General features: G+C 63.2%; 13 protein-coding genes. 8 read left to right on the top strand and 5 right to left on the bottom strand.

Going from position 1 to position 21,059, the window contains the following annotated elements:
- Positions 1–10 precede the first annotated feature (10 nt).
- Together KA184_09970 and KA184_09965 are read right to left on the bottom strand one after the other, a co-directional pair.
- Positions 11–1,144 carry an exo-alpha-sialidase gene (locus KA184_09970; GenBank protein ID MBP8129890.1) on the bottom strand — a complete coding sequence of 378 codons (1,134 nt, stop codon included), beginning with the start codon at positions 1,142–1,144 and terminating at the stop codon, positions 11–13.
- 102 nt (positions 1,145–1,246) lie between these two features.
- Positions 1,247–2,137, bottom strand: coding sequence for a dihydrodipicolinate synthase family protein (locus tag KA184_09965; GenBank protein ID MBP8129889.1), 891 nt, complete (start codon positions 2,135–2,137; stop codon positions 1,247–1,249).
- 210 nt (positions 2,138–2,347) lie between these two features.
- Between KA184_09965 and KA184_09960 the strand changes: the two genes are divergently transcribed.
- Positions 2,348–6,031 (top strand): beta-galactosidase, encoded by a 3,684-nt coding sequence (locus tag KA184_09960; GenBank protein ID MBP8129888.1) that lies wholly within the window; start codon positions 2,348–2,350, stop codon positions 6,029–6,031.
- Positions 6,032–6,272: 241 nt separating this feature from the next.
- Here KA184_09960 and ytxJ read toward each other — a convergent pair whose 3' ends face one another.
- Together ytxJ and KA184_09950 are read right to left on the bottom strand one after the other, a co-directional pair.
- On the bottom strand, positions 6,273–6,614 hold the full coding sequence (gene ytxJ, locus KA184_09955; GenBank protein ID MBP8129887.1) for a bacillithiol system redox-active protein YtxJ: 342 nt from the start codon (positions 6,612–6,614) through the stop codon (positions 6,273–6,275).
- A gap of 104 nt (positions 6,615–6,718) precedes the next feature.
- On the bottom strand, positions 6,719–8,143 hold the full coding sequence (locus tag KA184_09950; GenBank protein MBP8129886.1) for a neutral/alkaline non-lysosomal ceramidase N-terminal domain-containing protein: 1,425 nt from the start codon (positions 8,141–8,143) through the stop codon (positions 6,719–6,721).
- A gap of 240 nt (positions 8,144–8,383) precedes the next feature.
- On the opposite strand from KA184_09950, the gene KA184_09945 reads away from it, so the two are divergent.
- Positions 8,384–11,344 (top strand): DUF5011 domain-containing protein, encoded by a 2,961-nt coding sequence (locus tag KA184_09945; protein ID MBP8129885.1) that lies wholly within the window; start codon positions 8,384–8,386, stop codon positions 11,342–11,344.
- A gap of 155 nt (positions 11,345–11,499) precedes the next feature.
- Here the strand turns inward: KA184_09945 and KA184_09940 are convergent, their stop codons facing one another.
- On the bottom strand, positions 11,500–13,245 hold the full coding sequence (locus KA184_09940) for a twin-arginine translocation signal domain-containing protein (protein ID MBP8129884.1): 1,746 nt from the start codon (positions 13,243–13,245) through the stop codon (positions 11,500–11,502).
- Between the two features lie 245 nt (positions 13,246–13,490).
- Here KA184_09940 and KA184_09935 point away from each other — a divergent pair, with 245 nt between their 5' ends.
- From KA184_09935 to KA184_09910, 6 genes are all read left to right on the top strand, one after another.
- Complete coding sequence (locus tag KA184_09935) at positions 13,491–15,128, top strand: dihydroxy-acid dehydratase (protein ID MBP8129883.1); 1,638 nt, start codon at positions 13,491–13,493, stop codon at positions 15,126–15,128.
- Positions 15,129–15,337: 209 nt separating this feature from the next.
- Complete coding sequence (locus KA184_09930) at positions 15,338–16,708, top strand: Gfo/Idh/MocA family oxidoreductase (GenBank protein ID MBP8129882.1); 1,371 nt, start codon at positions 15,338–15,340, stop codon at positions 16,706–16,708.
- Positions 16,709–16,759: 51 nt separating this feature from the next.
- Entirely contained in the window at positions 16,760–17,626 is an 867-nt protein-coding gene (locus KA184_09925; GenBank protein MBP8129881.1) for a metallophosphoesterase, read from the top strand.
- A 263-nt stretch (positions 17,627–17,889) separates the two neighbouring features.
- Positions 17,890–18,309 (top strand): hypothetical protein, encoded by a 420-nt coding sequence (locus KA184_09920; GenBank protein MBP8129880.1) that lies wholly within the window; start codon positions 17,890–17,892, stop codon positions 18,307–18,309.
- Between the two features lie 317 nt (positions 18,310–18,626).
- Positions 18,627–20,042, top strand: coding sequence for a hypothetical protein (locus tag KA184_09915; protein MBP8129879.1), 1,416 nt, complete (start codon positions 18,627–18,629; stop codon positions 20,040–20,042).
- A gap of 100 nt (positions 20,043–20,142) precedes the next feature.
- On the top strand, positions 20,143–21,059 hold a 917-nt coding region (locus KA184_09910), incomplete at its 3' end, for a sulfotransferase (protein MBP8129878.1).

Here is a 21,059-nt window from a genome sequence, read left to right as displayed (position 1 = left end):
GCCGCATCTGTTATTTCGGCGCTTCGCGCAGGGCCGATTCCTCGAAGACCGCGCGATTGACAACAGTGCGTTCGTGCGAGGTGTAGACCAGATGAATCTTGCCGTCGCGGGCCTGAATCGCGTACGGATACGCGTAATCGAGCGGTCCGGTGGCGATGTCCCGCTTGAACGGCCAAGTCTCTCCGTCATCGGTGGACAGGGCGACAGTCAAGGGGGTGCGGTCAGTCATGCTGTCATTGTAGACGAGCAGCAGATGGCCGTTTTGCAGCTTGAGCAAGTCGACCGCGGCATTCGGATTTGGGAATTCGGTATCGACGCCCTCACTCCAGGTGCGCCCGCCGTCGTGCGACTCCGACCGGACCACGAAGCCGTCCGTGACGGGCTCGTACCCGCCGCCGCGCCGGCAGAAACAGAGGAGGTAATCGTCCGTGACCTGTGCGGGCGCAGGTTGGAGATTTCCGGTGCGCGAGCGGATGCGGGACGATTCGGACCACACGCGCGTCTTCGGGTCGTACCGCAGGAAGAACGAGACGGTGTCCGAGCCTACCCTCTCGCGGTCGTGGCCAGTCTCATGGTAGACAGGCAGGAGGTAGTCGCCATTGTTCAGGACGAGGGGCTTGCCGCGCACCATCATGCCCTTCTCGTCGGCGATCAGCATAGAATCGGACCAGGTCTTCGCGCCGTCCTCCGAGATTTTCGCGTGGATGCGCGAATCCGACCACGTGTCGCCGTAGCGGACCACATAAAACAGCCAGACCAGGCCGCCGGGCGCCTGGAAAACGACCGGATTGCCTTCCGAGCGCCACGGCGTGTCCGCGATTGGTTCTGGCGCGGTCCATTGTGCGGCGCCGGGGCTCAGCCGTGCGCCGTAGACCTTCGTATCCATTCCGTACTCGCCTGAGCCGCCGTAATAAGCGAGATACAGGTCGCCGGTATCGAGTTCCGCGATGGATGCGGGGTGTTTGTATTCGCCCGGAATCTCGGGGCCGAAAATGCGCTCATAGAAGATGCCGCCCCGCGCATCCGCCAGCGCGGCAGCGCCCTGCAAAAGCGCCGGCACGGCAAGAACGAAAACGAGCAGACCTGTACGCGGCCGGACACTGCGTTTCTGAGTTCCGCCAATTCCCGCGGGAGCGGCTGCCATGTGCAGTTCCTCCGTTTTTTGTGCGTCCTTCGGCGCGGCGGCTGCTCCGTCTGCTCCGGCGCGTCAGCAGGGCGTCCCGAAAAACGGGCGCGCGGCAAGCGGTCAAATCAACCCGGCTTTTTCCATCCGCTTCGCGAGCGCCTTTTTCTCCGCATTGGTCAATTCCCGCTGCGGCGGGCGCACATAACCCGCGTCGAAACCGCGCAAGCGCATCCCTTCCTTGACCATCGAACTCATGCGCCCGTATTCAAAGATGCGGCACGCTTCCGACTGCCGGACCTGCCACGACCACGCCTGTTTCAAGTTGCCCTTCTTCAGGTTCGTGTAAACGCCCAGGTACAGGTCGATGACGGCGTTCGAGGTCCCTGAAACGGCTGCCTTGGCGCCCGCCAGGAACGCTTGATAGCCGTAGTCATCGACGCCGTTGATGACGTTGAAATCCTTCGGCACGGCGCTGAGCAATTGCGTAAGCTGAATCATGTCGCAGGTGCTGTCTTTCACGCCAACGATGTTGTCGATTTCCGCGAGCTTGGCGATGAGGTCGGGCTTGAGATAATTCTTCGCGCAGCCGGGAATATTGTAGAGCAGCACGGGGAACCCGGGCACCGCCTTCGCGACGGAGCGGTAGAAGAGTTCCAGCGCCGCGTCGTCGTAACCGTAGAAGCCGGGCGCGACAACGCCCGCCGCGTGCGCGCCGATTTCCTGGGCGTGCCGCGTCAATTCGATGGTGGTGGCCGTGTCCAGCGCGCCGGTCTGTATGATGACCAGGGCCTTCTTGCCCACCGCTTGCACGACTTCCTCGGCGACGGTCTTGCGCTCTTCGGGGGTCATGAGCAACCCTTCGCCGGTGGTGCCGCACGGGAACAGGCCGGACGCGCCGCGCTTCACAAGCCATTCGGCGAGCGGACCGGCCTTGTCGAAATCGACGTATTCACCGCCCTTGGTAAACGGCGTGACCATTGCAGAGATGATGCCTTCCGCTTTGAACTTCATGATGCTCCCTTTCTGTGTATGCAGCCTTGAATGCGGCAGTATACTCGGGTTCCCACGTGCAGGCAAAGAGCAGCTCCAAGCGATCGATGGCATGCGGGGAGCAGAGGGATTTCTGGTACACTCTTCCCGACGCAAGGATATCCGCTGCATGGTCCGGTTGAGGGCATTCATGCGCGGGTTCCGAAGTCCGCAGGTGGTTGGAGCGGTTTCATGATGTTGTCTTGCCGCATGGTGGTTGTGCTTTCCGTTTGCGTTCTCTGTCACGCTTGCGCCAAGGAACGTATCGACGCGCCCGCTTTCGATTTCGAGGGCGCGTTTGCGACGTCCCACGTGCTGTGGGCCAAGCCGTTGGAAGACGGCCCCATCCGGGGCCTGCTCGTCGCGCCGCGCTATACGCTGCGGGACGCAATGGAACTGTCGCAGCGGCTCGAACTAAGCCTGGAAGTTGTCGGTGTTTGGGACCGCGGCCATCCGGGCTGTGACGCGAGTCTCGCCGAGGAACAGGCGCCGGGCGCGTCGGCCGGTGAGGTGCTGGCGCGGCTGGACCGCGCGCTGCGGGAGCCGCTCGACGTCATCATTGTGGGTAATGTCGATTTGAACACCCTGCCGGTGGAAACGCAAAGCGTCTTGTTCCGCGCGGTAGCGGGGGGCGCGGGACTGGTGCTGGCCAATCACGATGAAGCGGCGGGAATCGTCTTCGAGACGTTTCTTGAAGCGCTCAAACCGGTGGAGGATACCAGTCCGATTACCGGCGGCATAGGGGAGTCCGTTACGCCCGAGTGGCACGGCGGACTGGACTTTGTGCGGGCGGCCACCTATGGCGACGGTCGCGTCGTGTTGCTCCCGTTTCGCGAGGACAAGCCCGCAACCCATTGCCTGCTGCCTGCGCTGGCCAATCCGGTCCATGCCGTGCCGGAGTTTCTGGATTCCTACTTCTCGCTTGTTGCGCGCGCGGTGTGTTGGGCTGCTGGCCGTGATTCCGTCATGCGCGTAACGCAGGTGATTGCTATGGCGCCGCAGGGGCCGCCACCGGAGGAAATCCCGCCGGACCTGCCGCCGGAGTTCGTGCAGACCATGCGCGACACGGTGGTACAATCGCCCATTCGCACATTTCAGGCCCGTTTTGCTGAGCCCGCGGAGCGGGACTACGGCGTAACCGTGCAATTGCGCGACCCGAACCGCGGCTTGCGTGTGGTCTACGACGACTTGCCGGAATTGAAAAAAGGCGCGGACAGCTATACCGCGGAGGTGCTGGCCGGGCCCGGCCGCTACTTGCTCGATATCCAGCTGCACGGGCGGCGCGGCGTCGTTTTGTGGCATACGGAACCGGTCGAGGTCACGGGCTGGCCCTCTTTCACGAACCTGCGTCTTTCCAAGTCCATCCTGCTACCCCACGACAACCTGGAAATCGCGCTGGAGACGCAGACTTTCTATGGGGCGGCGCGCCCTTTGGCAATCTATGCGCGCGCCATAGACGCAGTGGGGCGGCTCGTGGCGGATAGCGCCATGCCGGCGCCCGAAGGCGGCGGCGAAGTCGTGTTGTCGCTTCCGTTTGCCGACCTGATCACGCCGAGTGTGCGCGTCGAGGTGTACGCCGTGCCCGGTGAAATGCACACCTTCGAAGATTGGGAGTTGAACATGGCGGCGGCGGAGGTGCGCGTGCTTCCCGTGCGGCAGGCGCGGCTGCCGCACAAGCTGCATCTGACGGCCGTGACGCCGAACGCCTACGAATACAACGCGCGGCATCTGCTGGACGCGCTGGCGCACGCCGGGTTTGACTCTGTCTATACGGAGGCGGGCGCGGCCGCGCACCGGCACCTGACGCGCATGAACCTGCGGCCCATCGCGGCGGCGGGACACGTTGCCGCGGAGCGGGCGGAGGAAGGACTGGTGCGCGTTCCCTGTTTAAGCGACCCGAGCCACACTGCGATTGAGAGCAAGCGTGTGACGGAAGCCGTGCAGCGCTATCGCGGGGACGGCGTGCTGGACTACTCGCTGGGGAACCCCGCCTATCTGTGCGCGAGCGACGAGAATATCTGTCAGTGCGCGCATTGTCTGGACGCGTTTCGGGCGCGGCTCAAGGAGGGCTACGGCGGGCTTGAGGGCCTGAACAGTGCCTGGGGCACGGGTTTTGCCGAATGGGTGGAAGTGCGACCGTCCCCCCGGGAGGAGGCGTTACATTCCGGACATCCCGCATCGTGGGCCGATTTTCGAATGTTCATGGACGGCGTCTTCAGCGCCTACATGAACGTCATGCGCGATGCCATACTCGGGGCCGATGCACAGGCCCGGACAGGTTTCCGAGCACGGCAGGACGACCCCTGCATGCGAGGCTATCACTGGGCTGCGCTGGCGCGCGCCATGGACTGGATCGCCGTGAGCCCGGACGCGGCGCTGGAAGCCAAACTGCGTTCCTTTGGGAAGACGGGCGGGCGGTTCGCGCTGGCAATCAACGGGGATGCGCCGTTGTCGCCGGAGCGCGCGCGCTGGTTGCCGTGGCACGCGGCCGCAAACGGCTGCGATGGCGTCTGGTTTCTGGAGCCGTTCGGCAATGCGTTTCACGGGGCGCCGCAGGCGGCGCTGTTGCCGGACGGACGGCCCGCCGCGTTTTTCGATGCCTTTTCCGCCGCGTATGACACGGTAGGCGAAGGACTGGACACGCTGCTGCTGAGCGCGGTTCCGGCGCAGGCGCGCGTGGCCGTCTACGATTCGCGCGCCAGCCTGTATTGCGACGCTGCCGGGCCGGATTGTGGCGCGCGGTACAACGACGCGCAGCAGCGGATTATCTGTTTCCTGGAGGGTTCGGGCGTCGGTTTCGATATCATCGCGGGGGAGGACGCGACGGCAGACGGGCTCGCGGCGTACGCGCTGCTGGTCTTGCCCATGGCGCGGGCGCTTGACGGCAAGGAAGTCGAAGCCATAACCGGCTTCGCGGAACGAGGGGGGCACGTGATTGCGGACCTGCTGCCCGGCGTTCTGGATGCGCACGGCGTGGAACGGGACGCGCCACCGCTGGCGGATTTGTTCGGCGTGAAGTACGCGCCGAACGCCATCCCGCCGGAACCCGCTGCCGCGCCCGTGGCCGTTCCCGGGCGGGAGCCGGCGGGCCCCGCCACAGGCAGGACCGTTGCCGACGCGCGGCTGGCTGCGGTTACGGCGCGGGCGGGAAGCGCGGCGGGCGATGTGCCCATTTGGCTGCGGCTGGATACGCCCCAGGGTATTCGGCTTGTCTTGAACCACCCGTTTCCCGCTGTGGCGGAGGACGGCGACCCGGCGTTGACGCATGGCGTGTACGCGCTTCTGCGTCAGGCGCTTGCTGATGCGGGTATCGCGCCGGACGTAGCGCTTGCCGTCCCGGAGGATGGGTGGCTGCCCGGCGAGCGGCGCCGATACCGTTTCGGAGATGCAGACTTGCTGCTGGCCGTGCGCGCGCCGGACTCCGGACCGGAAGAGATGACCGTGCGCCTCGATTTCGAGAAGGGTGATACGGTCTATGACCTGCTGGCGCGTCTGCCCGTTCCTGGAAGGCGCGCGCGGTTCCATCTCGGGCGCGGCGAGGCGGCGCTGTTTGCCCGGTTGCCTTACGAGGTGGGGGCGCTGGAACTCATCGCGGCCGATACCGTGGCGCAGGGGGAACGGCTGGTGTTTCAGATTCGCGTGAAAGCGCGGGGCGGCGTGTGCGGAACCCATCTGGTCCGGGTGACGCTCGAGACCATGCAGGGGGAGGAACTCAAGTATTACGCGGTAAACGTCCGGTGCGAAGGGGGCCGGGGCGAGGGTTTCATCCCGCTTGCGCGCAACGAACGCACAGGCCATTACGTGGCTACGGCGCGCGACCTGCTGTCCGGCACGGCGGGGCAGGCCGTATTCCGGGTGGTACAGCGGACGTGGTGAGGACCAGGAAAACGGCGTAACGAGACGCCGAACTGTCCTCCAACCAGCCTCAAAAAAGAAGATGCCCCCGACAGGAGGCACAGAGAGATGAAAGGCAGTATGAACGAGGGGTTGGAGAATGATCGTCTATGAGTGTGTGTTCACCTCAACTGTCGGGGGCCGAAGCCTGTGCTCACCCATATTGTACCATATTCTCTTGAAAATGCAAGTCTCTGCGGCAATATCTGTAAGTCTAATGAAATCAATGTCTTAACTTATCGACCGCTCCGGAAATCGCGGCGGCGGTAATCCCGCCATGGGATGCATTCCAGTACGGCTGTCCGCCACTCAGCAGGATGACTTGCGGGGACTGATGGGCAACTCCCAGGCGTGCGGCGGCCTCGTTAGAAACCGGGCGGGACTCGATAACCTTGACCAGATAGAACGGCGGGGCGTCGGGTCCGGCTTTCTCCAGGTACGCGGTTACCTCACGGTACGCGGCGGCGGAAATGGGACAGCGTGTGCTGTGCTTGAAAATCGCGGCCACGCCGGAGCCCGTCTTCTCCAAAGCCGCCCGCAATGCTTCCAGGGTCGTTATTTCCATCACGTTCAGGGTCTCCAAGGTTGTGCCGCCCGCGCGGCAAAACACGCCGTAGATCCAACTGCGCAGCCACGCCATGACCTGCACCTCACGGTGGTGGTGCCGCCTTACTGCGCCGGCGCGGGGTACTTCAATTGATATAGCAGCCGCCGGGCGGCCTCCGCCATCTCTTCGCCCCAGCCGGGGGGAACACGCGCGCTGACGGTCTCGTAGCTGCCTTCGGCGAACCCCTGCGCCGTGGGGATGTACGAAGGATAAGAGTTTGCCAACTCGACCACAAGCGTGGTGGCGAAGGGCGACGACCGCTTGATATGGAGCCCCAACTCGACAAAGACTTCGCCCGGCAGGAAGACGATAGCGGCGTCCTCGCTGAGGCGAAGCACCTGCACGTCGAGGGGGATGGTGTCGCCGGGCGCGGTCGCGACATGTACTACCCGGCGCGCATGCACGTCATCCAGGAACGGCGTCTTGCCTTCGCTCAGGTGCCTGACAGTCTCGCGGGCGGCGGCCAGTTCCTCTTCGGTCCAGGGCCGTTTCGGGGCTTCGACGACGATGCGCGCGATGCCGAGTTGCGGCTGCGGCGTGTCGGCCAGGCCCGGCTCCGCCGCGACCACGGCCCCGGCCAGCGCCGTGCCGATACGTTCCGGCTCGCTCAGGCCCTTCTGCGGCTCATTGTGGCTTACATCGACGTGATTGATGTCGCCGCACGTGCCTGTGCCGAAAATAGAGAGGAGGTCAGGGCCGAAATGTTCGCGCAGGGCCCGCTGCAGATACCCCGGATAGTCCGCCGAGTACTCCGTGCCGCCGGTCGTGTCCAGGTGCAGCGCGAAGGAGGTGAACAGCGCCTTCGGCGCGCCCTGCCCGTCCCCGAACGCAATCACGCCGACTTCCAGGTCTGTCGGCCCGGCGACCCGCACGATCTCGGGGTTCAACTTGCCCGGATTGAAGCGGACGGTCCCGTCTTTCATGTAGAAGCGGCGGTTGAATGCAATGCCTTCAATCTGGCCGGCGCCCCGGCGCATTTGCACGGGCTGCGCCCCGGCGATAGCCTCCCCGATGGCGGCAACGATCCGGTCCCGCAAGTCTGTCTCATAGACGGCCGTTTGTTCCATGACGGGGTCCGGCGGCGTGTTCGGGTCGTCCAGGAAGAAACGCTGCACATCGCCGTAGAGGGGCCCGGTGTGGGTGTGCGTTGCGGTAAGCACGACGTGACCGGCGGGGATGCCCAGTTCTGCCTCGGCGCGTGCGCGCACGTCGCGGGTCAGGGCGGCGTCCATGTCGAGCAGGTCGCAACAGACCACAACGGCGGTAGTGTCGCCTTGGCGCAGCGCCATGACCTTCGCGTACAGCGGGTCCTTTATGGCTGTGGCCAGCCGCTCGCTGAAATAACCGCTCATGCGCAAGCCGAGCGGCGGCGTGATGTCCGCGGCCGCAAACCCGGCAAGTAGCGGGTCCGGCCGCGGCGTTTCCTGCGCTGACGTAGCCGCTGCAAACAACAGGAAGACCAGAAGCGTTCCGAGAAGGTATCGCATGACCCTGTCCTTTCCGCCACGGAGTTTCAGAATGTGGTTGTATTGTGTCAGCTTCGGCACCGGAAATGCGAGACGCTGGGAAGACAGCATGGCAACAGGACGTGCGGATGGCTATCTTCGAGGGTATACTAGACTTTGTCGGCAGTGGTCTCGGCTGGCAGGCGCGGCTCAGAGTCAGCGGAGTGCGCAGGCAGCGCTTCCTCCTGCCGTTCGCGGCTGCAACGCGAGGAGAATACGGCCATGTTCGCGGCGGTGTGGATTGTTGGTCTCGCGGCGGCTGTCGGAGTTGGAGACGGCATCGAGATTAACAGTGTCGAGCAACTCGCATTGATCGGGACCGATTCGGCGTATCCGCTCGACGGTCACTATACGCTGACGCAGAATATTGACGCATCGAATACGGCTGCGTGGAACGGGGGAGAGGGTTTCGACCCGATTGGCGCGTATGCGGCCGCCGATGCCTCCGCAGGGTTCCAAGGAAGCTTTGATGGCAGGGGTCACGTAATCACTGGGTTGACCATCAATCGTCCGGAGGAAGATTACGTAGGCTTGTTTGCAGGACTGGGCGCCGCGGGCCGGATAAGTCTGCTGCGTCTCGAAGGCGTCAGTATCCACGGTCGAAGCTGGGTAGGCGGACTCGTGGGATTCAACAACGGGGGCGCCGTGACCGGATGTTTCGTTTCTGGCACGTTGGACGCGCAAGCAGGTTGTGCAGGCGGTCTTGCAGGGGGGCACCGCGGGGGAATGACGGCGTTTTGCGAGGTGAACATGCGCGTGGCGGGGGGCGACTATACAGGGGGGCTCGTGGGCTGGTCGGAAGGGAGCGGACATGTCGTCTATTGCATGGCCATCGGCAGCGTCCAGGGACGGAATGGCACGGGGGGACTCGCCGGCAATGCTAGAGACAACATTCATTTCAGCACGTGCGGCGCTTGGGCGGACGTAACCGGCCTCATTTCCGCCGGCGGTCTGATCGGGCACACGGTGCACTCGGTGACCGATTGCTTTGCCGCGGGCAAAGTCACGGGCACAGGCAATGTGGGCGGGCTGGCCGGCACGAATTGGGGCGAGGTCTCCGGATGTTGGACGGCCGTTGCGGTTCGCAACGTATCGGACGGAGCGAATACGGGTGGGTTGGTTGGCCGCAATTTTGGTGTCGTCAGGCGCTGCTTCGCCATCGGCAGTGTTGAAGCCCTTGGCGCACCGTTAACGGGCGGAATCGTGGGCCACAACGACCAGGCGCTGACGGAGAACTGCTTCGCCACGGGGCCCGTGGCCGGCGCGGACTTGGCGGGCGGCGGCCTCGGTATCACCATGCTTGACCCTGCGTCGCGGTGTTACTCCACGGGCCTCGTTACGGGCAGCGGCACGCTCGGCGGGTTTATCGGCCACAGTTACGGTACGGTCCGGGCCTGTTTCTGGGACATCGAGACCTCGGGCATGGCGACTTCGGGCGGTGGCACGGGAAAATCGACCGCCGACATGAAGCGGCGCGCGACCTTCGAATCGGCGGGATGGAATTTCGATTCGGTGTGGAAGATTCGCGAGGACCGGACCTATCCCACCTTGCGGGGTTTGCCTACGCCTTACGAACCGTGTATTCAATTGCGCGGCCCGTCGAGTCTGGACGCCGAATGCGGCGAAGTGTTTCTTGACCCCGGCGTCCTTGCCTTCGACGTGGGGCTTGTCCCTTTAAGCACGCAGAACACCGGTGAAATTGCCGTTGCTCCCCAGACAGGCGCTTACGTGCTGACGTACACTGCCTTGGACGGAGAGGGGAATCCGCTGCAGCACGAGGGGCAACTTGTCGAAACCACGCGGATGGTGCGGGTGTCGGACAGTCAGCCGCCCGTGATAATCCTGGCTGGAAGCGGAACGCTGGACGTCTCCTGCGGCAGCGTGTTCCTGGAGCCCGGCGCCTTGGCTTACGATGCCTGCGACGGGGATATTTCGGCCAACATCATCTACGGCGGCGATGCGGTGGACACGCAGACGCCGGAGGCGTATGTCCGCACGTATAACGTTACCGACGGTTCCGGTTTCGCCGCGCTGGAAGCCGTGCGGCTTGTTACGGTTGTCGACAGGACGCCACCCGAAATCGTGCTGATCGGCGCCCCGGAGATAGACGTAGAATGCGGTTCGCTCTTCGATGATCCCGGCGGAGTCGCCTCGGACGAGTGTGACGACGACGTCGCTGTCGAGGTAACGGGTGCGATTGAGCTTGGTGTTCCGGGCGAATATGTGGTGACCTACGACGCGGTCGATGCCTTCGGCAACGCGGCTGTGCCCGTTAAGAGGCTGGTACGCATTGCGGATACGCAACCGCCAGTCATCGAACTCCTGGGCGGGGCGGAGTTCTGGGTTTCGTGTGGCAAACCATTCGTGGACCCGGGCGCCGTGAGTGTCGACGCTTGCGACCCTGATGTGCTAGTGGTTGCTTCGATCGGACCGGGCGACGTGGATACCGGCCATGCGGGGGAATTCGTTGTCGCGTATACGGCAATGGATGCAAGTGGGAACGCCGCCGAATCTGTCCGGCTTGTGCGCGTGGTGGATACGGAGCCTCCCGAGATCACCCTGCTCGGTGACGCGCACATGACGCTATACGAGGGGACACCCTATATCGAGTGGGGTGCGACCGCGCGGGACGCATGTGATGATGACGTTTTCGTGAGCATCACTGGCGGCGTGGATACGGGCACGCCGGGCACCTATTCGCTCCGTTATACCGCGCGGGACGAGGCTGGGAACTGGGCGTCTACAGAACGCACCGTAACCGTGCTCGAATCGCTGCCGGGCGAAGGAGAGGGAGAAGAAGAGGGAGAAGGAGAGGGAGAAGGAGAGGGAGAAGGAGAGGGAGAAGGCGATGCGTGCGCGGGCGGATGGCATACAGCCGACCGGGACCATGACAACCGGATTCTTTTGATCGAATTGTTGCGGGTTATTCAATTGTACAACTCTCATGGTTTTCACTGTGCGGACCCATCCGGAGATACGGAGGACGGTTACGCGCCCGGCCCCGGCGATGACCGGGCTTGTTGTCCCCATGACAGTGACTACAGCGGCGGTCCTGACTGGTCCATTGGCTTGACGGAACTGTTTCGCCTCTTCCAGTTCTACAATGCCGGCGGTTACTATGCCTGCCCGGACGCCGACCCGCCGACCGAAGACGGCTTCTGCCCCGGCTTGGGAAAGGAATGAAGAACAGGGTCATGGAGTGTAAGAGAAGGGCGTGGTGAGGCGAACAGAGCATGGGGAATGCGTCACGGGGGAAACGGCGGGACAGGTTGAGCAAGCAGACGGCGTCGCGTTCCCGGCCCATGCTTTTGCATGTCCCAGTCCGCCGTGGTGCGAACTCACTTTTCTCCCCTTCGTGACACGGCGTGTTGCGAAGGAGGGCGCACGCGATGGTGGTAGGGGTCGTCGGTTTCGAGTTGGCAGTGGTAGCGTTCGATGAGGCGCAGCAAGGCGGTCTCCGCCTCGGGCGTGTGAAGGCCGCCTCCCGCGAATCGTTCGTGGTCCAGAAGCGCCCGCAGATAGAGGATCTCCCATCGCCAGTTGTTCTGCGCCCATTCGGGCAAGCGCGCCTGCACGTCTTCCGCAAGTCGCCGCGCGCGGCGCGCCTCGTCCGCGTCCACAGGCTGTTTCTGATAGGAGCGGCCCGCCGAGGTTTCCAGAACGTCAATGAGTGAGAGCACATCCTGGCAGACGCCGGGACCGAACTCGTAGCCGATATACTCTTCGAGCGTAGCGCGCGCGGATTGGTCGCGGTCCCAATAGAACTGGGCGACGATGGCCTTGTTCATATCCTCGTAAATGCCTTCGCTATAGGGGAAGCCGCCTTCGACGACGTGCTTCACCTGGTCCCACAGGCGCTGGAAACGGGCGGGCAGAGGATTGGCGCCGACACCGCCCCAGGGCCAATTTCCCCACATGCTGACCTCGGGGAAATTGAGCAGGGGGCGGTTGCCCGGCACGCCGGCATCGAGCGGGTAGCGGGGAAAATCCTCGTGCGCGTCCGCAAGTATGTAATCAATCCAGTCTTCGCCGCGATCCAGCGCATCGCTCAAGCCCTGCCACTCGCCCTCGGGCGGGGTGTCGAACATCCACGTGCTCAGGATCGTCTTCAGATTGGGGAAATATTCGCGTCCGAGATGAGTGAGGTCGCGTGATAGCCTCAGGTAACCGTTGCAGCCCCAGGGCATACACTTCTCGCACGCGCAACCCCCTTCATCATAGGGCCAGTAGCACACGAGGTCGAGGCCGGCGCCGGAGAGTTCCTCGAACAAACGGCGCGTATTGGTGAGGATGTATTCGCGGCCCTCCGGGATGCTCGGGCAGATGGGGTGGCCGCTGTTGCCCCGGCGGCCGGTGGGGTCCGGAAGGCGCGTCGTGCGTATGGCGTCCGGCGCGCCGCTGAAGAGCGTGTTACCCAGGCCGGTGACAAACAGGAGCCCGAGTTCCTTTGCCGTTCTGGCGTACCGGCGCAGCATGGCCATGGCAGGTTCCGCCTGAGGGTCGTCCCAGCCCTGGAGATTGATCATCGGGAACACGGCCATTACGGCATTCACGCCCCAGAGCGCGAGATCCTCCATGTAGCGGACAACTTCCGCCTCCGGCGCCTGCACATACCAGTTGTGGAAATGCGTGGCGAAGTACATACCGCGGACCGTGCCCCGGGGCGCGGAAGCGCCGCGCCACGAGGACGGCTCGAAGACTCCGTCGTACCGGCTTGTCCGCAGGAATTTTCCGGTTCCATACAGCAGGCCTCTTGGAGAGCCGCCGGAGATACGAACGGCCGCGCCGGCTTCGCCGATACGGAAACCCTCGGCGGGCAATCGGTCGTCAATGGCGAGCACCACTCGGGCGTCCGCGTCTACCAGGACGACGCCGGAATCGCACCGTTGTTTGATTCGGTCTTTCAGGAGGGAGAAGGTTCTCGATATCAGGGGATCTCCCTGGTCCTCGACGCGAACACGGACCGTATTATCCGGGTTGGCGCCGGGAACCTCTTCGGCGGCAGGGATTGGCGCCGGCATGCCCGCCGCGGCCGCGGCCGCGCCCGCGCATTTCAGAAAAGTCCTCCTGTCGCAGCTATTCATGCCGTTATCCTTCTTATGCGTCGTCCCGAAGGACGTCCCGTCCGGGAAGACCGGGCGCGAACGCTCGGGCTGCACAACACCGGAGAAACGCGCGCAGTCAGACGTAGAATCTAGCCGTTGACGCCGCGAACGGTCAATCCGGGTCATGGGCTGACGGATTGTCATCCGGCGGGTGTTCGCATATGATGCGGCGCGCATGATATCGGGTGACAGGAAACCGCGGAGCGCGCGGAGGAGCCGGGAACATGAGCAAGCGGAACAGCGGGCGATTCTTCGATTTCCGCGATGGCGTAGTCGCGATGCTGCGCATGTCACTGATCAAGGCGACGGGGGCGGATATCGGCGAATCGATGTCCAAGCCGTTTATTGCCGTGGTCAACTCGAACACGGACCTGAACCCCGGCCACATGCACCTGGGCCTGCTTGCGCAGCGGGTCAAGGACGGAATCCACGCGGCGGGGGGCATCCCGTTTGAATTCAACGTTCCCGCGCCCTGCGACGGCATGGCCGAGGGCCATGAGGGCATGCGCTACATCCTTCCGCAGCGCGAACTGATCGCGGACATCGTCGAAACGCACGTGCGCAGCATGATGTTCGACGGGATGGTCATGATCGCGAGTTGCGACAAGATCATCCCGGGCATGGTCATGGCGGCGGCGCGGCTGGACCTGCCCGCCATTTTTCTTGCAGGCGGACCGAATGCGTGGCAGGTCCGCCTGAACCCTGCGCGCAAGCCCAGCGTAAACGCGAAGGATTACGCGGGCAGCGCGATGGCGCTGGAATGCTGCACGGCGGCGGGGTGCGGCGCTTGCGAAGTGATGGGCACGGCCAACACGTTCCAATGCCTCACCGAGGCGATGGGGCTGGCGCTTCCGGGGTCGGCGAATGTTCCCGCGTCGCACCCGGAGAAGCTGCTGTTCGCGCGTCAGACGGGCCAGCGCATCGTGGCATCGTGTGAGGCATCGTTCACGGCCCGGAAACTGCTCACGCGCGAGGCGCTGGAAAACGCCGTGATGATGGATCTGGCCATCGGCGGCTCGACGAATTCGACGCTGCATCTGCCGGCTATCGCGCATGAACTCGGCTTCGAGTTTCCGCTTGCCGTTTTCAACGAGTTCAACCGGAAGATTCCCACGCTGCTCTCGGTTGCGCCCAACGGGCCGCACGGAATCATCGATTTGTATGCGGCTGGGGGCGTGCCGGCCGTCATGAAGATGCTGGCCGGCGACCTGTATCTCGACGCCCTCAACGTGTCGGGCCAGACCCTTGGCGACATCGTGAACTCGGCGGAAGTGCGCGATCCAGCCGTCATCCGCACGAAACAGAACCCTTGGATGGCGGAAGGCGGCACCGTGGTCCTCTTCGGCGGCCTCGCGCCGGAAGGCGCGGTCGTGAAGCAGTCCGCCGTGGCGCCCGAGATGCTGACCTTCAACGGGCCCGCCCGCGTTTTCGAATCGGAGAAGGACGCGCTCGCCGCGTTTGAGGCGGACGCATTCCGCGAGGGCGACGTGGTCGTCATCCGTAACGAGGGCCCGCGCGGCGGGCCGGGAATGCCCGAGACGCTCGCCATCACGCTGGCCCTTTCACAATCACCGCTGAAACGGGTGGCGCTGCTCACGGATGGGCGGTTCTCGGGCGCGTCGGACGGCCCCTGCATCGGCCATATCTCGCCGGAGGCCGCCGCGGGCGGCCCGATCGCCGCGCTGCGGGATGGCGATGTCGTGACCATCGACATTCCGCACCGCCGGCTTGACGTGGCGGGCATCGACGTTGCATCGCGGCTCAGGGAATTCCGGCCGCCGCAACGCGAAGTGCCGCCCGGTTTCATGCGCCGGTACGTGAAGCACGTCACGTCCGCGGCGCGCGGGGCGGTGCTCGAATAGCCCGTCTCGCCGAAGCGCTTGCGGGCATGTCCATTGAATCGGCGGGATGACCTTGTCTACGATGACGTCCGGGACGGGGGCGCATCCGGGAGACCGCGTCCGATTCTGGTTTTCTCCCTTGTCCCGTGCGGGAACGACATCGGGTCGGCTGAATTCGGGCGCCTCACACAACGGGCGATGGCCCATCGCCCGAGAAGGACACAGACACCATGGCACAGCCAAGCGTGAAGAGAGGACACAAAGAAAGCCGTTTTTCGCGGCGCGATTTCCTGCGCGCGTCCGCCGTGGCGGCGGGCGCTGCAACCGTGGGATTTCCCGCGGTGGTGCGGGGCCAGAACCTGAATGAGCGCCTGAACATAGCCATTATCGGCGCGGGCGGGCGCGGCGTGGGCAATTTCACGGAGGTTGCGAGCGAGAACATCGTTGCATTGTGTGATGTAGACGAAAGGAAAATCGAGGCGGCGGCGCAACGCGCACCGGATGCTGCCCGGTTCACCGATTTCCGCAAGCTGTACGAGCATGCGAACGATTTCGACGCGGTGGTGGTGAGCGTCTGCGAGCACACGCATGCGTTCGCGACGCTGCCCGCCCTGCAACTGGGCAAGCATGTATATTGTGAGAAGCCGCTCACGCACAATATATGGGAGGCGCGTATCATTCGTGAGGCGGCGGCGAAGGCGAAAGTGGCCACGCAGATGGGCACGCAAATCCACGCGGGCGACAACTACCGGCGCGTGGTCGAATTGATTCAGAGCGGCGCGATTGGCCCGGTGCGCGAGGCGCATGTCTGGGTCTCGCGGGCCTGGGGCTGGCAGAGCGAGGCCGAAGCCAAGCAGGCGGAGGATATCGTGTTTGCGCAGGAACGCCCGGCGGGCGAGGACCCGGTTCCGCAGGGGCTCGATTGGGATTTGTGGGTTGGTCCCGCGCCCATGCGCCCGTTCAACAACGTCTATTTCCCGGGGCCGAAATGGTACCGGTGGTGGGACTTTGGGAACGGCACCATGTCGGACCTGGGCAGCCACTGGAACGACCTGCCGTTCTGGGCGCTCAACCTGAAATGCCCGCTCACGGCCGAAGCCTCCGGCCCGCCCGTGCATGCGGAAATAGCGCCCGCCTCGATGCAGGTCACGTATGAGTATGCCGCTCGCGGCGACATGCCCGCCCTGACGCTAACCTGGTATCAGGGCAGGAACAAGCCCGCCATCTGGACCGAAGGCGGCATCCCGCAGTGGAACGACGGCGTGCTTTTTGTAGGGGACAAGGGCATGGTCCTTTCCGACTACGGAAGGCACAAGCTCCTGCCCGAGGACACGTTCCAGGACTTTGTGCGTCCCGAGCCGTTCATTCCGGCGTCGATCGGTCATCACGCGGAGTGGATACACGCCTGCAAGACGGGTGCGCCGACCACGTGCAATTTCGAGCATGCAGGTTGGCTCACAGAGGCGAATCACCTTGGTAACGTGGCCTACCGCACCGGCAAGAAACTGCAGTGGAACCCGGAAACCCTGCACGCGGACAACGCCCCGGAAGCGGACCAGTTCATCAAGCGCACGTACCGCGAAGGGTGGAGCCTCGTCTAGCCGTTTGCGTGAAACGAATGCCTCATGCCCCAAGGATCGCGAGGGCCCGCGATGAATCGGCGAAATTTCTTGAAACATGCCGCCGCGGCGGTTGGAACGGCCTGGACCTGCGGGCCTGGGATGCGTTCGGCGCTGGCCGGAGGTCCGGAAGGAGCTTCTTCCTTCTGCTTTTGCGTGGTCGCGGACCCTCATGCCGCCGAGGGTCCAAAACCGGGCTTGGAACGTTATGGCAGCGGTGTGGACAAGTTCGCCGCGTGCGTTCGCGCGATAGAGGAAATGGAGGCAGCCTCCCGGCCGGACTTCCTCTTGCTCCTGGGCGATATCCATCCCGAGGCCATCAAGCCGGGCCTGGCGCTCCTCGATATCCCTGTTCACGTCACGCCGGGGAATCATGAGTCTGACCGGGAAACACGCAGTCTGCTTCGCGCCATGTTCCCGGACGATTTCAAGGTTGATGGGAGCGCCTCGGACTACTACAGCTTCGTTCACAAAGGCATCCGGTTCATCAGCATGTGTGATGCGGGCAAAGGCGGCGAGCATGTGGGGCAATTCTGTTCGGAGAACATCGAGCCGTCCGGCCAGTGCGAATGGATTGAAAGGGAACTTGTCTTGCCGGAACCGCGAAAAATCCTCTTTGCGCATATCCCGCCGGAACCGGACGGCGCGGACCGCAACATGTTCCTGAGCCGGAACGATTCCCGCTGGTTCAACGCGCTGGTGGCGGAGAAACAGCCTTTGGCCATGTTTTTCGGTCATCTGCACCTGCCGACGAGGGAGTACTCCGTCGGGCGGACACGGGTATTCCAGGTGCGGTCCTGTTGCTGGAATTTCAATAACGCGCCGATTGGATTCCTGCACGTCCGCGTTACTGGTGACATCATCGAGACACGAGAAATCCTGACGTTTGAGACGCCATGATGCCGGGTCAGGCGGGCAGCGCCCCGGATAGCGCCGTCTGGAGGCGTTAGATTCGGGGTTTCCCCATATTGACAAGAATTTCCAGGTTGTGCTAGGTTCAGGTCACGCTAGCAGCGTGATGGAATGCGGTTTGAGCGCGCGGACTGTGCTCCGTGCGCTCCGGGTATCGTGAGACAACCTCATTGGGGTAGCATCATCTGCGTCCCTCTTGCGGACGGTGTGCGGATGACACCGGCTGCGGGCTGGGAGCAGGGGAGTCGAGCATGAAATACGTTCTCTATTTTCCGCTACTGTTCATTGTCCTGGTTATCTACAATGTGGCCATGATGGCCGGAGCCAATTTTCAGGAGAACGCGACGCTGATCTCGATCCCCCGCCTGGCGCAGGAAACGCCTATTGCTCTTGGGGGAGCGGATTTGCTCGTTGGGCTGGGCATCTTTCTGCTCTTCTTTGAGATACTCAAGGCCACGCGGGTGTCCCGGACCACCATTATTGACCACATGTTGTCCATGTCCGTGTTCATCATATTCCTCGTGGAGTTGCTGGTTGTGGACGGCGCCGGCACCGCGCCTTTCATTCTGCTCATGCTTATTTCGCTTTTGGATGTGCTGGCCGGCTTCACCATCAGTATTGCCACGGCGCGCCGCGACCTCTCCATCGGCAGTCCCACCAGCGTAGGCTGAACCTTCCACAACCCAAGGCAGAATGCCGCTTTTGGGCGGGGCCGGGTCAAGCTGCGTGCCGGTTGCAGCCAGCGCGGCCAGGCCCAGTGTTCAATGTGGGCCAGTCGTGCCGGACAGATGTGCGCATGTCTGAATGGCTGGATTCCCTCGCAGTGCGCGGCGTGCGCCCCGAAAAGCGGATAAGGCCGGCGCGTGTGCGTTGAAATCGGGCTAAAGGCAGTTTGGCAGGCCCGGTTCGGGAAGGCTTCCGTGCCGCTGAAAGCAGGCGCCGCGGCGCTACCATCGGGATGCCGGACCATTACCCGGAGGCACTTGTCTTGGAACGCAAAGGACGGATTCGGCGGATAGTCAGAGGTTTTTTCCGCTGGGGTCTGCGATTGTTCTTATGTGCGGTTGTACTGCTGGCCGGTGCGTTTCTGGGCGCGTTTGCGCCGCAGCTATATCGTCATTTCTGGCTGTTTCCGAGACAGGCGGCCGCATGGAAGGACTTGGCTGCGCAACGTACCCCAGTGTCGCTCAAGACCGGCTGGAACGAGTACCGGGGGGTCATGCACAGCCATTCGCATATCTCACATGACTCGGAAGTGCAGTTTCCGGAGATCGCCGAAGCACTGCACAAAGCGCAATGCCAATTCATCTTTCTTACGGACCACGTGGTGGACGGCAAGGCGGACTACTCGTTGGGCTGGCGCGGCGTGCACGACGGTATCCTTTTCGTGCAGGGTTTCGAGATGACGGAGGGGTTCATGCCGTGGGGGTTGCCTGAGGACGCTGTACTGCGCAACGATGCCGACCCCGCTGAGTTGGCGAAGGAGATTCGGGCGCTCGGCGGCGTGTTATGCCTGGGGCACGTCGAGGCGGGCCGCCCATTTCACATTCCCGAGATCGACGGCATGGAGATTTACAACATCCATACCGACATTCTGGACGAGTTGATGGAGAAGCACTCGCGGCCGGAGCTGGTCAAGGAATTCCTGATCAACCTGTTCTCGTACGGCGACCAGACGCTGCGGCACATGTTCGACTGGTGGATCCTCGCGATGCTGGTCCAGAAATGGGACGAGCAGAGCCTGCACCGGGACATCACCGCCATCGCCGCGAACGACTGCCACCAGAACGTCGGCGTGCGGGGTGTCTACACCGCGCGGGATACGCTGTTGCTGCTGGATACTGGCCACAACGATCCGGAAGACAAGCTGTATGAACTCGACTTGAATATCTTCACGCGACTGCTGCTTCGCGTGTTTTTCGGGCCGCTGGAGCCGGATAAGCAGGTGTTTCGTATAGACGCAGACCCCTATGAACGCTCGGCTCGCTTCGTCAACACGCATCTGCTGGCGAAGGAACTCACCGAGACGGCGCTGTTGGACGCGCTGCGCGAGGGCCGCGCCTTCATCGCGTTCAACATGCTGGCGGACGCTAGCGGCTTCGCCTACGTTGCTCAAGGCAACGGCCAGCAGGTGACCATGGGCGAACAGATTGCGCTAACACCCGATCTCAAGCTGCTGGCGGAGGCGCCGCTGTCCTGCCGGTTCACTTTGTTCCGTAACGGCAAGAAGGTCGTTGACATCGAGGGCAAGACCTTCGAATACGCGGTCACGGCGCCCGGCAAGTACCGCATACAGGCTGACCTTCGCGTTCCCGGCGAGATTACGGTGACCGGCGAGAATTACGCGCTTGGTATGGCGCCTTGGGTGCTTACGAACCCGATCCGGGTCGTGGACGCAGAGTGACTCCGCGGTCGCCCCGCATGCGGCAAGAGCAGCGCGGGCTGGAATCCAACCGGGGAGTTGCGCGACAATTCTTGAGGATCGTGCTTGGCAGGGAAAAGGCATGTTTGGCTTGCCCCTTTATCTCCGTTTGATTTGGAAGGTGATAGCGTCGAACAAGGACAGGCTGGTCCCGCTGACGCCCAAGCGGTTCCTGCTTCAGGGCATCTTCATCCCTGCGCTGTTCCTGGGCTGGCTGGTGCATTCGCTGGCGCTTTTTCTGGACGAGATCTTTTTCCCGGCTTACCGGAAGACCGAAGTGAAGGAACCCGTATTCGTGGTAGGCATACCGCGGAGCGGTACAACCTTCCTGCATCGTGTCTTGAAAGAAGACTCGGGGCAATTCACGACCTTTCAGTTCTGGGAGCTTGTGTTGGCGCCTTCGATCATCGGGCGCAAGCTCTTGTATGCGCTGGCGCGCGCGGACGCGGCGCTGGGCGGATTGGGCCGAAAGGCCCTGGTGAAGTTCGACGGCTGGCTGCTCGGCGGTTTTCGGAGAATGCACCATATCAGCTTGTTCGAGCCGGAAGAAGATGAATGGCTGCTTGTGCACAGGTTCGTGAGCGCATTCATGATGTTCGCGTTTCCATTCGTGGACGAATTGAAGCATCTGCTGTACTTTGACGACATGCTCGCGCCACAGGACAGAGCGCGCATCATGGCGTACTACAAGAGATGCGTGCAGCGGCATCTATATGTGCATGGGCCCGAAAAACGGCTGTTGTCGAAGAACCCGTCTTTCAGCGCGAAGGTCCAGAGCCTGAACGAGACGTTTCCGGACGCGAAGATAGTCTGTTGCGTGCGAAATCCGTACGAGGCCGTTCCATCGTTCGCAAGCTTGATGTGGTTCATCTGGGGCCAGGAGCCCGGCGGCTCAGGAGGCACTCCGGAGATGCGCCAGACGTTGCTGGACGTTGTGGACCACTTCTACCGCCATCCGATGCAGGCGCTCGCCGAGTTGCCGCGGAACCGTCACGCGTT

The sequence above is a fragment of the Candidatus Hydrogenedentota bacterium genome (genome assembly GCA_018005585.1).
Taxonomy (GTDB): domain Bacteria; phylum Hydrogenedentota; class Hydrogenedentia; order Hydrogenedentales; family JAGMZX01; genus JAGMZX01.
The sequence above is the reverse complement of the archived record's forward strand: the minus strand, read 5'-3'. Positions and strand labels throughout refer to the sequence as shown.

What these genes read in the sequence shown, in the direction of transcription:
- KA184_09970 (MBP8129890.1), bottom strand. Translation starts at nt 1,144, where the DNA reads ATGGCAGCCGCTCCCGCGGGAATTGGCGGAACTCAGAAACGCAGTGTC.
- KA184_09965 (MBP8129889.1), bottom strand. Translation starts at nt 2,137, where the DNA reads ATGAAGTTCAAAGCGGAAGGCATCATCTCTGCAATGGTCACGCCGTTT.
- KA184_09960 (MBP8129888.1), top strand. Translation starts at nt 2,348, where the DNA reads ATGATGTTGTCTTGCCGCATGGTGGTTGTGCTTTCCGTTTGCGTTCTC.
- ytxJ (MBP8129887.1), bottom strand. Translation starts at nt 6,614, where the DNA reads ATGGAAATAACGACCCTGGAAGCATTGCGGGCGGCTTTGGAGAAGACG.
- KA184_09950 (MBP8129886.1), bottom strand. Translation starts at nt 8,143, where the DNA reads ATGCGATACCTTCTCGGAACGCTTCTGGTCTTCCTGTTGTTTGCAGCG.
- KA184_09945 (MBP8129885.1), top strand. Translation starts at nt 8,384, where the DNA reads ATGTTCGCGGCGGTGTGGATTGTTGGTCTCGCGGCGGCTGTCGGAGTT.
- KA184_09940 (MBP8129884.1), bottom strand. Translation starts at nt 13,245, where the DNA reads ATGAATAGCTGCGACAGGAGGACTTTTCTGAAATGCGCGGGCGCGGCC.
- KA184_09935 (MBP8129883.1), top strand. Translation starts at nt 13,491, where the DNA reads ATGAGCAAGCGGAACAGCGGGCGATTCTTCGATTTCCGCGATGGCGTA.
- KA184_09930 (MBP8129882.1), top strand. Translation starts at nt 15,338, where the DNA reads ATGGCACAGCCAAGCGTGAAGAGAGGACACAAAGAAAGCCGTTTTTCG.
- KA184_09925 (MBP8129881.1), top strand. Translation starts at nt 16,760, where the DNA reads ATGAATCGGCGAAATTTCTTGAAACATGCCGCCGCGGCGGTTGGAACG.
- KA184_09920 (MBP8129880.1), top strand. Translation starts at nt 17,890, where the DNA reads ATGAAATACGTTCTCTATTTTCCGCTACTGTTCATTGTCCTGGTTATC.